The organism is Allolucifera butyrica, assembly GCF_900476375.1.
GTDB lineage: Bacteria > Bacillota > Negativicutes > Sporomusales > UPPP01 > Lucifera > Lucifera butyrica.
Genome location: NZ_UPPP01000134.1, coordinates 119,531 through 132,084, shown reverse-complemented (window position 1 = coordinate 132,084; position 12,554 = coordinate 119,531). Strand labels below are relative to the sequence as shown.

Here is a 12,554-nt window from a genome sequence, read left to right as displayed (position 1 = left end):
AATATTTTCTTTTCCCTAACATACATTCAGCACCGTCATTGTATATATAAGTAGGTTCCCCCCCGCACCAGCCACTGTCGGAAAAACAACGACTACACGGAGTGAGCGTCTTGACCGTTCTGTATGTTCCTAAACGGCGTCTTGTTTTTGGCTTGCTGCCGGTTTTGCTGCTGGGGCTGTTTGCTGCCTATTCTACCCTTGCCAGCCAGCCGCTGTCCGGCAAACTGATTCTGGTTGATGCCGGGCATGGCGGTGTCGATTCGGGCGCCAATCAGTCCGGCATTCAGGAAAAGAACATCAATCTTGCCTTTGCACTCGCCTTGAAAGAAGCCCTGCAGCGGCAGGGAGCAAACGTCGTATTATCGCGCGACCAGGACATGGAGCTGAGCGGACAATGTGATAATCCCCGCGTCAAGGGACGTTACCGCCGGGATCTGGCAGCCCGTCTGGAAATGGTAACCGAATCGGCTGCCGATCTTTTCATCAGCATTCATGCCAATGCCAGTCCCGACACCCGGCGGCAGGGCGTGGATACGTATTATAATCCCAAGTCGGCCTCCGGCAAAGCCCTGGCTCATTCGATCCAGGAAGAACTTAAGAAGGTAACGGTTGCCTCGGAAAAAGAAGCTCCCGGCAATTATTTCGTTCTTCGCCGGAATACCGTGCCGGCTGCTTTAATTGAAGTCGGCTATATCACGCATGCGGCGGAACGAAATCTCCTGCAATCCCCGGAATACCGCGCCCGGCTGGTTGAAGCCATTGTTAAAGGGATCTGCAGTTTTTACCAATCTTTATAAACCTCCCTCCCCAAAAGAGGCTGACCTAAATATAGTAGGCCAGCCCCTTTTTTCTTATTTATTCCGTTTCTGCTTCATCCTGCTCCATGGATACCACATCAGCCAGGAGTTGCCCGGCATCCTCTGCCGGCAGTTCCTGCACAGTCCTGAGTCTTCTTTCAATGGTGCGTGTCTTGCGTGCAGCCAGATCGATTGAATTACTGGCGGCCTGCAGTTTTTTATGAGTCTGGTCCAGTAGTGTGCCGAACTTGCCGAATTCCGTTTTCACGGCCCCTAACAATGTCCAAACCTCGGAACTGCGCTTCTCCACCGCCAGCGTCCGGAATCCCATCTGCAAGCTGCTCAAAAAAGCAGCCAGCGTAGTCGGCCCCGACACTACCACTTTATAATCCCGCAACAACGTGTCATATAGACCGGGGCGGCGAAGCACTTCCGCGTACAAGCCCTCGATAGGCAGAAATAAAAGGCCAAATTCGGTAGTTGCCGGCGGACTGATATACTTTTCCGCAATCGACCTGGCTTCCTGTTTAATCCGGGTCTCCAGCGCCCTGGCTGCTTCTTCCGCCAAAACCGGGTTCGCCTGCTCCTGCGCGTCCAGCAACCGTTGATAGTCCTCCTGTGGAAACTTAGCATCCACCGGCAGCCAGACGCAAGTTCCCTCCTGATCCCGGCCGGGAAGCTTTACGGCGAATTCCACCCGGTCGTTACTGCCCGGCTTAGTAGTAATATTCTCGGCATACTGGTCCGGGGTCAAAATTTGTTCCAGCAACCCTTTGAGATGAACTTCCCCCCAAATGCCCCGCACTTTCACATTGGTCAGCACCCGCTTGAGGTCTCCTACTCCCGAAGCCAGCGTCTGCATCTCGCCCAGCCCTTTGTGTACCTGCTCCAAACGGTCACTCACCAGTTTAAACGATTCGCCCAGACGTTTTTCCAAAGTAGCGTGCAGTTTTTCATCCACCGTCGCCCGCATTTCTTCCAGCTTCCGGCCATTGTCCTCCTGCAGCGCTTTTAGTTGGCTCCCCATGGACTCCCGCATTTTTTCCAATTTCTCCTCATTCAACCGCGTTAAAGCCTGTAACTGGGCGGCAAATGCTTCCAACTGCTTTAACTGGGTGCTGCTATTTTCGAACAAACGCCGCAGTACCGCCTCATTCATCTGATTGAGGGTAGTATGAACTTCTTCCCGTAACGTTTTAACCGTCGTCTGAACTTCAGAACGCAATAAAGAATTCTGTTCCAACAACAGCCGTTCCAGCCGTTCCTGGTTTCTTTCCAGTTGGCCAAATTCTCGTCTGACGTCACAGCGCCGAAGGATAACAAATAGTATTCCGGTAATAACAATTATGAATCCTAAAAGCAACAATAACAGATACTCCACAAGAAACCTCCTGACGAATCCCTAATTTACTTTACCTATTCTTCAAACCATACGCATTTTCCTATAAGAAAGACCCAATGGGTCTTTAAATGGAAGGAAAGTACCCACAAAAAAACTTCTGCCCAACCGATGGCGGCAGAAGTCTGTCGGCTAAAATCTATAATTGGCTCCCAGATAAATTCCCTGGGAAATCTGGCCGGCGCCGTCCCCGGAACTGTTGGCAGACAACGGCGTACTGCTGCTATCATGGGAAAGCTGCTGATAATAATACCCCAGATCGACATGAATGTCACGAATATAATAGGTCACTCCGGTCCTATACTCCAGGTTATCGCCGGTAAAACCGACTTTGGCATAGGCTGCCACGTGGTCGCTAATGCGGTTCTGACCGATAACGCCCACCTCCAGCTTATTGATTGCCCCATTATCGGCTGCCGCCGGTTCCGCGACCACCCAGGAACCGCTGAAGCGTTTTACGCCGGCAAAGGCGGCCCAATTTTCATCCACCCTCTTTTGAATATGAACATCCAAGGTATTCCCATTCGTAGGATAGATAACCGGCCTTATCAATCCGGGTCCCACATATATGGCATAATTGTCGGGCATCCCATATGTAAAAGCATACCGGCCGTCGTATTCTCCTGCCGTATAGGATGCACCCGGCGGGGCCGGCGGCGACGGCTCATTTTGGAACCAAACCCGGCCGTAATCAACACTGATCTGCTCGTCTTTTACTCCGACCTGAGGCGCTGCATAGCTAATTTGGAACAAGAGCAGCAGCACCACTGCACCTGTCACCGCTTTTTTCACCGTAAATTACCTCCAAATGAAGCCGGTTAAAAGGAACGAACAATTTCTTAGGGGAGAAAAAAGTTACGGAACTACCTTTGTTTACATAAAGCATTATTCCACGCCGGCAAGACCAACTCCTCTTTGGTAAATATAACTATACCGCCAGATACCAAAAAAACAGCGGATAAATGACGGTCAAAAACAATGCTGTTAATAAGATGAAAGCAGCCATTGCAATATTTACATTTAGATGATGAATTTTAGCGGTCACTACCGAATTGATCGCCGGCGGCGTACTCGCTAACACCAATGCCGTATATAGAACTGTAGTATCTTTGATAATTGGCCGGGCCAGGGCATAAATGATAACCGGTGTCACCACAAATTTAATCGGAATGAGGTCTAAAATTCCCCGGTAATATTTACGCATCTCACTGAAATTAATGGCATATCCCACAGGGATTAACTGGGTCCAGGCACTAATATGCACCAGTGGATCAAAAGCGGCTCCCAGGACAGCCGGCCGGGGCCAGCCGAGAAACAAAAGTGTCAGTCCGGCCGCCAGCCCCACCACCGGCAGTTGGTTCCGGTTCCAGACAATGGCGGCCAGCGACAGTTTCAGACTGCCTTCTTTTTGTTCTTTCATGTAACAATACTGGGCCAGAGGAAAGCAGAAGGCGAATACGACCACATTAAAAAACATAGTCATCAGCTGGGTATAAGCATAGCCGGTTTCCCCAAACAAAAAAAACGCGCACAATCCTCCCAGCGTCCCCATATTGGACAGCATGGCCGACAGCAAATAGCTTCCCCGGTCAAGCTCACTGCCGTATTTCCGCCGGGATGTGCGATAGGCAATGATTCCTGGTATAATACTGACGCCGACTCCTAGGACAGGCAGCCAAACTAACTGCCAGTCCGGTTTAAGAACCCAAAAGCTCAGAAGGGCAAGAACCGGGGTAATCAGCAGAATGTTCACGGTAATCATGCGGTCAAATACCTGTTCGTGAAACCAGTGACGGCGGCGGCAACAATAACCGAGCAGTAACGGCACAAGCAAGTCAAAAGCAAAATACAATATTTTTATTTTTACATCCATAAGCCGAACTTCCTATCCGCTACCCGGCCGGAGCGGCCGGATCTTTCTATAATATAACTATCAGTATAACAGCAAAAGTGAATTTCGGCTACCGGAAATCCGCGGGACGCGGCATCTCTGTCATCCCGGAACCATAGGCCCGATGGTCCCGGCCGGAAAGGAGGCGCGGCAAACCGGACAGACCAGGTCCTCCCCATAGTTCCATATCAGCCTGAAATTATGCCTGCATTCCGGACAAGTAAATTCTACTTTCACGTTAACACCTCTTTTAATTATATAAGCGAAAAACCACGTAAATTGATAAAAACGGGAGATTATTTGAGTTTGTCACAGGCACCACCCTTTCACGCCGATTGCTTGCCGGCAGTATAAACGATTATCATTGTTATTATCGTTATCATTATTAATGTTAATAACAATATAAGGAAGTGTTGGCAATGAATCAGGATACCGACCACCGTACCTGGATGAAAATTATCCTCGCCTTGTATATCTTGAAAATTTTGCAGGCCGAAGGTCCCATGCACGGCAATAAACTGGCCGAGGAAGTGAAGCGCCGCAGCCTGTCGACTATTATCCCCAATCCCAATGCCTTGTATCCGCTGCTGCGGATTCTGGAAGAGCGCGGCTATATTACCGGTCATTGGGAGCATCCCAGCAAACGCAGCAAACGGGCTTACAGTATAACCGAAGCGGGAATCGAACATATTCCATCCTTACAGGAACGTGTCACGAATCGTTTCAACCAGGTCCAACATACTATGAATATTTTACGCAAAGACTTGCTAGAAGCTGACGGAGGCGAACCAGAATGAGTGAAACCAAACCTAAATTATCTAAAAAAGCCACATTTTTGATCATTTCCTTGGTCCTGCTTGTTTTTATAGCCGGCGGCATCTGGTGGTGGTACCGGGCCAGCCGTATCGTCTCCACCGACGACGCCCGGGTAAAGGGTACCATTGTGGCAATTAGTCCCAAAGAAATGGGCCGGATGGCAAAAGTATTCGTTAAGGAAGGCGATCCGGTTAAGGCCGGTCAGATTCTGGCCCAACTGGAGAAAAGCGATTATGAAGTCCAGTTGGAAAATGCCAAGGCAGCACTGGCAGCCGCCAAGGCCAATCTTGCTAAATTGAAAGCCGGCAACCGTCCGCAGGAAATCGGGCAAGCTCAGGCTTCCGTCACCCAAATGAAAGCGGATTACGAAAATGCGCAAAAAAATTATGAACGGGGTCTGGCTCTCTACCGGGATGGCGCCATCTCCAGCCAGCAGCGGGACAGTCTGGCGACGGCCCTGTCCGTAGCCAAAGCGCAATATGACTCCGCCCGCCAGTCCTACAGCCTGTCCGTGGAGGGACCCCGGACGGAAGATATCAGTGCCGCCGAAGCGCAGGTCGAACAGGCCGAAGCCGCTGTAAAAAACGACCAGTTGCAGTTGGATAATACGGACATTAAAGCGCCGGTAGATGGCGTGATTGGTCTAAAATCAGTGGAAGAAGGCGAAATTGTCGTTGCCGGCCAGCCTATATTCAGCCTTGCCAATCTGTCCGACGTCTGGGTGGAGGCCGATATTGAAGAAACCTATGTCGGCAAAGTCAAAGCCGGCCAGCCGGTGGATTTCACTGTCGACGCCTATCCCGGCAAAACATTTAAAGGCAAAGTGCTGGAAGTGGGGCCGGCGACGGGATCCGAATACGCTTTGCTTCCCGCCGACAACGCTGCCGGCAATTTCACCAAAGTAACCCAGCGTCTGCCGGTTAAAATTATAGCTTCGCCGGAAGAAAATGGCGTGCTGAAACCCGGCATGTCTGTTATCGTTGAGATTCACATTCGCTAACCGAGCCTGGTATCCACATCTTTTTAAGCAGGCTCTATCATGAAGTAAGCAAGAAATGGATGATAAACGATGTTAAAAAAGTATGCCGTCTTATGCGCGGTCTGTCTAGGCACTGTATTGAGCGCCTATGTCAGCAGCAGTGTAAATATCGCGCTGCCAAATATCATGGCTTCCTTAAATTTTAATATGGATTCCGTCGTGTGGGTCTCCCTAAGCTATATGCTGCCCTACGGTTCCACCCTGCCCCTGACCGGCAAACTGGGCGACCAATTAGGCGTAAAAACCATGTACCTGTCCGGAATGGTGGTTTTCACCATTGCTTCCATTCTGTGCGGTATGGCTACCAGTTCTACCGCCATGCTGATCTTCCGGGTCATTCAGGGATTGGGCGCGGGTATGCTGCTGCCAAACGCCATGACAATCGTGGCCCGTACTTTCGAACCGCATGAGCGGGGCCAGGCGCTCGGTTTCTGGAGCGCTATGGCTGCCGGCGGCAGCGCTTTAGGGCCAACAGTCGGCGGTTATTTTATTGAAATGTTCAATTGGCAGTCCATTTTCTTTTCCATTATACCGGTCGCTATTTTAAGCATTTTATTTGCTTTTCTCGTAATCCCCTCCTTTGAACGCAATTCGGAGGCGCAAGTCGATTATCTCGGGGCAGTTCTTCTGACTACCAGCATTGCCGCCATGTTGATCGCTTTAAACCAGGGACAAAAAGAAGGCTGGACCTCCCTTTATATTACGTTGTTATTTTACTTGTCCTTTGCCTCGTTTATCTTTTTTCTGGTAGCCGAACTGCGCGTTGACCACCCTATGGTTGACCTTACCCTGTTTAAAAATTTAAATTTTACCGCCGCCAATGTTGTTGGTTTTATCACATTTGTCGCCATGTATGGCTGTTTGTTTCTACTGCCCTTTTTTCTCAAGTCCATTCTGAATTACAATTCCATTACGGCAGGTCTCATGCTCCTCCCTTATACAATTACGATGGTGCTGTTCGCCCCCATCGGCGGCTGGATTTCAGACCGCATCGGCTCCCGGATTCCAGCTTTTCTGGGAATTTGCCTGATTACCCTGTCGCTTTATTCCTTTCAGTCAATCACCGCCGATTTTGGCCCTTATGACTTCTTCTACCGCCTGGTAGTATTTGGCATCGGACTGGGATTTACCATGTCACCCCTGACGAACTGCGCCATTGCTTCTTTACCGCATGATAAAGTCGGCGTTGGTTCGGGCGTATTTAACCTGGCCAAGATTATCGGCGGCAGCGTCGGCGCCGTTCTGGTAGAAACTTTGTTGAGCAACCGGGAAGTCTTTCATCGCTATATTACGGTGGAACATATCAATGCCGCCGTAAAATCACCGCAGGAAATCTTTCATCTGCTACAGACTTTATGGAGCAATCAGGGGATGGATCTGGCTGATATCAGCGAAGCCACGCATGGCTGGGTAACCGGGCAGGGCTTTCTTCCCTCCCAGTACGCCGCCTTTAAACTGGTTTTGGCCAAATTGGTTGAGAAACACGTTACCGTGCTATCGTTTCAGGATGTATTTCACGCCATGGCCCTTCTCAGTTTCTGCGGCGGTCTAATGGCTCTGTTGATTAAAACCCGGCCTGCTGCTCTCAACCGTAAATAAACCGGAGTGGTCTCAGCAGGAGACTGCTCCCACTCCAGCCATCCTACATACCTATACGTTTCATGCCGTAACGCCGGCCCGCCGGGTTATTTGCCATGCCTGCCGGCGTTACTTCCAGCAGGCGGTAAACCGCCTGAATTACAGTTATTGGCTGAACGGAGCTCATACAATGCATGGTATTCTTGGGACAGCGCCGTTTATGACAAAGGGAACAGGGCAGTCTGGCCGACAACCGGACATGTTTATTTCCCTCCGGCCCATAGACTGCCGGATCGGTCGGACCGAATACGGCTACCGTGGGGATGCCAAGTGCCGCGGCCATATGCAGCGGGCCTGTGTCGCCGCTGACAACAACAGCGGCTCGTTCGAGCAGCGCCGCCATTTCCAACAGGCCGGTCCGGCCCGTTGCATTGATTAGCGCAACACCGGCCTGAGCCGCAATCATCCGGCTCAAGGCAAACTCCTGCTTACCGCCGCATAGAACCACTCTAAGATCGCCGGCTAACGCCCGGGCTACCGCTGCAAAGTATGGCACCGGCCAATTTTTGGACGGCCAGGTTGTTCCCGGAATGAGAATAACCACCTTATCCTGACGCAGCACGCCCTCCTGACGCAAGAACTGTCCGGCAAACCGTCTGGCCGCCTCCGGCACAATCAAGGTCATTGGGCGTTTTACGCCGGAAATGCCAAGGGCAGCCAACACTCCCAAATACTTATCGATAATATGACCTCCCCGCGGCGCCGCCGTTTCCGTCATAAAGTACGGATTTCCTTCTCCCGCCGTGCTCAGGCCAATTTTACGCCGTGCTTTTACGGTCCGGGTGATCAAACCGGTAAGCAATAAACCGTGAATATCAAGTACAATATCAAATTGCCGGGATGCCAGCTTTCTTTTCAGCCCCTGCCATACCCTCCAGGCTCTGGGGAGATTGCCGCGGCGCAAGGCGGCGTCAAAATGCTCCCGCGGCCAGACAATCATCTCGTCAATTGCCGGGTTATGTTGTAAAAGAGGGGCGCAAACCTCACCGACCAGCCAGGTAATATGGCAATCCGGCCAAGCCGCTTTTAACGAACTGGCTACGGGCGTCGCATGTATCACATCGCCAATGGAACTCAAACGAATGATCAATATGCGCTTCATGCTCCATGCTTCATCCTCCCCTTGTCACTTTTGGACCCTTTATTTATGGAGCATGCTCGCCTTTTTGATTCTTTATACATAGAAGACCGCTAACGCGGTCTTTCGGCTCATAGCGCAAGGCTCAGGAGAAACCTGCAAACAGCTTACATATTGTGATACAATAGTACTAGTAGAAAAAATGGAGGTATCAATCATGAGAAAATTTGCTCCGTGGATTTTAGCTGTTATCTTTTCCATTCTGACGGTAACCGCTGCCGTTAGCCCCGTATCCGCCGCCAGTCCGGCCCCGGAAAAAGTGCCCCTCAACGTAAAAGTCACCATCGACCAGCCTAACGTTTTCTGGAACTATACCTTTTTAACCAAAAACACGGACTTAGGCAAACCGGCCGTTGTTAAGCTAACCTGGAGCACCAGCAATATAGACCGGAAAGAAAACAGCGAAATCATTGTCGCCAAGGGAAAAATAGGAGGTCAAACGTCCATTCCCGCTGATAAAGATGCCTTGGTCAATATTCAGGTTTCCGTATTCGACAAGGATGATATTAAACTGGGAACCATCAGCCTGCAGGTACGCAATAACGGACAAACAGAAAACATAGGGATCGCGCCGCCTGATTTTACCGAGCCTAAAATGATCTGGGGCACTTTCAATTAGCAGGAAAGACCGCTACGCGGTCTTTTTTTATCTTACCAAACCCATAAATTCTTCCGGTTTATCCAGTGGCCGGAAGCCATACTGCGCGTAGAGTTCCTGCGCATCCCGCGTCACCAGTAAAAAACGGCCGACTTCGCTGAACGCAGGATGCTGCATAATGGTTTCCACCAGCCATTTGCCGAGTCCCCGGCCTCGAAAAGGAGGCAGAATAAATACATCGGCCAAATAGGCAACCCGGGTCAGATCGGAAATCATCCGGGCAAAACCCACTTGCCGGCCCCTTTCTCCACCGGTAAAATTCCCGGTATATACCCCAAAACAAAAAACAGAGTTTTCAATGCTTTTATGCACCGTTTCCGGCTTAATCCCTTTGGCCCAGTAGGATTCCTCGCTCAGGAAACGGTGAATCACCGTTTCATCCAAAAGTCTTTTATCGGTTGATATCATAAAACCGTCCCGGTGCCATATAGTGGGAATTAGCATGCTCTCCTCCTCCTGGCGTTTTCTCGCCGTTCCAGCCCGAAAATTCAACTTCTTATAAATCCAGTTTAGGAGTGATTGGACAAACTGTCAACAAATGGATAACAAATAATCCCGGCCAGCCGCCGGAAATTTTGATTCCTTGTTGGCAGGAAGTCCCATTTCGATGTCAAACTAACAAGAAAGTAGTGCAAACGGAAAATAGAAGGAGGAATCTTCAGTGTACCTGGCAACCTATGAATACGACAATCGTCAAACAATCGGCCTTTTGGCCGAAAACCAAAAGCATATCATCCCGTTGAACGCTGCCGAACAGTATTATCTTGGCCAAAACACGCTGCCGGCTGCCATGCTGGATTTGATCCGTCAGGGAGATGCCGCTTTCGACACGGTGCGTTCCATCGCCGGTAAATTTACGGCCCGGAAACAGCCTTCTCTTTTATTGCCGGTCGACAGTGTCCGGCTCAAAGCGCCGATTCCCCGGCCGGCCAAAAATATTTTTTGCGTTGGTAAAAATTATGCCGAACACGCCATGGAATTTGACAAAACAAAAGACCCCGCTGCCGCCATTCCCCAATACCCCGTTATTTTTACCAAGCCGCCGACAACCGTAACCGGTCCGGATGATCCCGTTTCCAGTCACAGTGGTGTAACCGGTGCGCTGGACTATGAAGTAGAACTGGCGGTCATTATTGGCAAGCAAGGCTGTTCGATTGCGCAGGAAAATGCCATGGATCACGTTTTTGGCTTCACCATTCTGAATGACGTAACGGCCCGGGATTTGCAAAGCCGTCATCTGCAATGGTTTCTCGGTAAGAGCCTGGATACGTTCGCCCCCATGGGGCCTTATCTGGTTCATAAAAGCGCTGTAGCCGACCCGGGCTGCCTGGACGTCTGCTGCAAAATCAATGGGGAAATCCGGCAGCAGGCCAACACCCGCTCTTTTATTTTTGATATTCCCACCTTAATCAGCACGATTTCCGCCGGTATCACCCTGGAACCGGGCGATATTATCTCCACCGGCACTCCTGCCGGTGTGGGGGCAGGGTTTATACCGCCAAAATTTTTACAGCCGGGCGATCTGATGGAGTGCTCTATTTCCGGTTTAGGAACACTGCGCAATAAAATCGTATGAGAAAAACCGTAATAAAATCCCCCGCTCCGCGGCATAAACCCCGGAGCGGGGGATTCCTTTTTTTCCAGTTTGCACGGAACGGCGGGTTTTATCAATCCGAATCCGAATCGCCCCGGCGGTCTTTATCCCGGGGTTTCAGCAAAGCAGGGCGCAGAAATTTTTGCGGCATAGGCAGGCGCAGGATCACATCTTTAAGCGCTTTGTAGTTAAAAGGAACGAGCGGCCATAAATAAGGATAATCGAAAGACTTAGTCGTCAGCAGCAGAATCAGAATCAAGGCGAATCCGGCCAGCAAACCCGGTATTTTGAAAAACGTAACCAGCACTAACAGACCCATCCGGAGCAAACTTATCGCATAGGAAAGTTCAACGCTCGGTGTCGCGAAGCCTCCGACCGCGGCAATGGCCGTATAAAAAATGACTTCATTGCCGAACAGACCCACTTTGGTGGCAAATTCCCCCAGCATAAAAGAACCGATGAATCCAAGGGCCGTGGACTGGGCCGTCGGCACATGAATGGTAGCCATGCGGACTAATTCTACCCCCAATTCAGCCAGAATAAATTGAATCCCCATAGGTATGACGCCGGGATTGCGCGGTCCAAGAAAAGCAATGGCCTCCGGCAAAAAATGGTGTTGCAGGATCAATGCCAGCCATAGGGGCGGCAGCAACAGGGATATCATTATGCCGAAAAAGCGAATCAGGCGAAGATAGGACCCGACCAGTGCATTCTGGTGATACTCCTCCACATGCTGCACATGGTGCCAAAAGGTAGTCGGTAAAATCATCACATTGGGCGTGGTATCAATAACAAGGCAGACATGTCCTTCCAAAAGATGAACGGCAACCACGTCGGGCCTTTCCGTATAACGGGTGCGCGGCAGCGGATTCCATCGGCTGCCGCGGGCGATAAATTCTTCGATGGCCCTTTCCGCCATTGGCACGCCGTCAATATTAATTTCGTTGAGGCGGCTCTTTACCGTCTCGACTAGCTTAGGATCCACAATATCCCGGATATAGCCAACCGCTACATCGGTCTGGGACCGTATACCCACTTTGACAATCTCAAACCGCAGGTTTGGATCGCGCAGACGCCGCCGAACCAAGGTAGTATTAAACGGCAGGGTCTCCACGAAAGAATCACGGGAGCCCCGGGTAACCTTTTCTATCTCGGATTCTTCCGGCGCCCGTACTGGATAAGCCCTCGCATCAAAAACCAGTACCTGATCTTCTTTATCGATAAAAAGAATGAGTTCGCCCGACAGCATGCTTATAAGCGCATCATGTAGATTATCAACCATTGTAACCTGGGAATGGGTGGCGCGGGAATAAAAGATTTTCTGCAGGGCATTCACCGTCAGCTCTTCCTGCTTAAATACCATCATATCCTGAAATACGTTAGTAAGTAATACATCGTTGGTCATGCCGTTGATGGAAAAAGATGCCGCCCGCCGGTTTCCCAGCTTGTATTCCCGGAAAATAATGTCAAATGATTCCCCAACTCCAAGAAGGTCTTTCAGATAGTTGACATTCTTGTCAAGATCCTTGTCAATCTTCATGTCCTTATATTCTTCAAATGCTTCCTTCATCCGTTACATCACTT

Annotated in this window: 13 protein-coding genes; 6 read left to right on the top strand and 7 right to left on the bottom strand. The window is 50.3% G+C overall.

Annotated features, from left to right (window positions below; translation table 11 throughout):
- Positions 1-110: 110 nt before the first annotated feature.
- Positions 111-797, top strand: coding sequence for an N-acetylmuramoyl-L-alanine amidase family protein (locus LUCIF_RS25680; protein WP_122630740.1), 687 nt, complete (start codon positions 111-113; stop codon positions 795-797).
- Positions 798-855: 58 nt separating this feature from the next.
- On the opposite strand, the gene LUCIF_RS25675 is transcribed toward LUCIF_RS25680, so the two are convergent.
- The 4 genes from LUCIF_RS25675 to LUCIF_RS27135 form a co-directional block, all read right to left on the bottom strand.
- Positions 856-2,178 carry a DNA recombination protein RmuC gene (locus LUCIF_RS25675; RefSeq protein WP_122630739.1) on the bottom strand — a complete coding sequence of 441 codons (1,323 nt, stop codon included), beginning with the start codon at positions 2,176-2,178 and terminating at the stop codon, positions 856-858.
- Positions 2,179-2,328: 150 nt separating this feature from the next.
- Positions 2,329-2,988: a hypothetical protein gene (locus LUCIF_RS25670; RefSeq protein ID WP_122630738.1), complete on the bottom strand. Its 660-nt coding sequence runs from the start codon at positions 2,986-2,988 to the stop codon at positions 2,329-2,331.
- Positions 2,989-3,124: 136 nt separating this feature from the next.
- The gene (locus tag LUCIF_RS25665; protein ID WP_122630737.1) at positions 3,125-4,069 is read right to left on the bottom strand and encodes an AEC family transporter; all 945 of its coding nucleotides are present in this window, start codon (positions 4,067-4,069) and stop codon (positions 3,125-3,127) included.
- A gap of 120 nt (positions 4,070-4,189) precedes the next feature.
- Positions 4,190-4,324: a hypothetical protein gene (locus tag LUCIF_RS27135; RefSeq protein WP_279386994.1), complete on the bottom strand. Its 135-nt coding sequence runs from the start codon at positions 4,322-4,324 to the stop codon at positions 4,190-4,192.
- A gap of 182 nt (positions 4,325-4,506) precedes the next feature.
- On the opposite strand from LUCIF_RS27135, the gene LUCIF_RS25660 reads away from it, so the two are divergent.
- The 3 genes from LUCIF_RS25660 to LUCIF_RS25650 all read left to right on the top strand — a co-directional run bounded on the left by LUCIF_RS25660 (position 4,507) and on the right by LUCIF_RS25650 (position 7,541).
- Positions 4,507-4,884, top strand: a complete 378-nt coding sequence (locus tag LUCIF_RS25660) for a PadR family transcriptional regulator (protein WP_122630736.1) — start codon at positions 4,507-4,509, stop codon at positions 4,882-4,884.
- Positions 4,881-5,903: an HlyD family secretion protein gene (locus LUCIF_RS25655; RefSeq protein ID WP_122630735.1), complete on the top strand. Its 1,023-nt coding sequence runs from the start codon at positions 4,881-4,883 to the stop codon at positions 5,901-5,903. The genes LUCIF_RS25660 and LUCIF_RS25655 overlap by 4 nt, the downstream gene beginning before the upstream one ends.
- A gap of 69 nt (positions 5,904-5,972) precedes the next feature.
- The gene (locus LUCIF_RS25650) at positions 5,973-7,541 is read left to right on the top strand and encodes a DHA2 family efflux MFS transporter permease subunit (protein ID WP_122630734.1); all 1,569 of its coding nucleotides are present in this window, start codon (positions 5,973-5,975) and stop codon (positions 7,539-7,541) included.
- 43 nt (positions 7,542-7,584) lie between these two features.
- On the opposite strand, the gene LUCIF_RS25645 is transcribed toward LUCIF_RS25650, so the two are convergent.
- Positions 7,585-8,682, bottom strand: coding sequence for a glycosyltransferase family 9 protein (locus LUCIF_RS25645; RefSeq protein WP_122630733.1), 1,098 nt, complete (start codon positions 8,680-8,682; stop codon positions 7,585-7,587).
- A gap of 193 nt (positions 8,683-8,875) precedes the next feature.
- On the opposite strand from LUCIF_RS25645, the gene LUCIF_RS25640 reads away from it, so the two are divergent.
- On the top strand, positions 8,876-9,337 hold the full coding sequence (locus LUCIF_RS25640) for a hypothetical protein (protein ID WP_122630732.1): 462 nt from the start codon (positions 8,876-8,878) through the stop codon (positions 9,335-9,337).
- 27 nt (positions 9,338-9,364) lie between these two features.
- Here LUCIF_RS25640 and LUCIF_RS25635 read toward each other — a convergent pair whose 3' ends face one another.
- Positions 9,365-9,820: a GNAT family N-acetyltransferase gene (locus LUCIF_RS25635; protein WP_122630731.1), complete on the bottom strand. Its 456-nt coding sequence runs from the start codon at positions 9,818-9,820 to the stop codon at positions 9,365-9,367.
- A 217-nt stretch (positions 9,821-10,037) separates the two neighbouring features.
- Between LUCIF_RS25635 and LUCIF_RS25630 the strand changes: the two genes are divergently transcribed.
- The gene (locus LUCIF_RS25630; RefSeq protein WP_122630730.1) at positions 10,038-10,952 is read left to right on the top strand and encodes a fumarylacetoacetate hydrolase family protein; all 915 of its coding nucleotides are present in this window, start codon (positions 10,038-10,040) and stop codon (positions 10,950-10,952) included.
- A gap of 91 nt (positions 10,953-11,043) precedes the next feature.
- On the opposite strand, the gene LUCIF_RS25625 is transcribed toward LUCIF_RS25630, so the two are convergent.
- A complete protein-coding gene (locus LUCIF_RS25625; RefSeq protein ID WP_122630729.1) occupies positions 11,044-12,540 on the bottom strand; it encodes a spore germination protein in 1,497 nt (498 codons plus the stop codon).
- Positions 12,541-12,554 lie beyond the last annotated feature (14 nt).